The 212-nt window shown below is 64.6% G+C and carries 1 protein-coding gene; it reads right to left on the reverse strand.

Translation table 11 applies throughout. The features are described 5' to 3' along the window. Positions 1-212, reverse strand: a 212-nt coding sequence (locus JV201_RS29790; RefSeq protein ID WP_257903233.1) for a dermonecrotic toxin domain-containing protein, incomplete at both ends; no start/stop codon positions are given.

The raw sequence follows: 212 nt of genomic DNA on the forward strand, positions 1-212 counted from the left end.
AGGTAAACAGCTTGGTTTTCAGCCGCTGCAGGAAAGCAGGCGCCTCGCCTTGCGGCACCAAGCTGGCGAACAGCCGTTGATAGGCGGGCGAGCGCAGTTTGATTGCCAGGTCCGCCTCGAACGCCTTCATCGACGGGTATTCCTTGAGCGGGTACAACGGCGCACCGGGGATCCAGGCCACCAGCCGCTGATCGGGCGAGGCCGGAGCCAGC

This window comes from Pseudomonas sp. Colony2 (assembly GCF_019382755.1).
Classification (GTDB): Bacteria; Pseudomonadota; Gammaproteobacteria; order Pseudomonadales; family Pseudomonadaceae; genus Aquipseudomonas.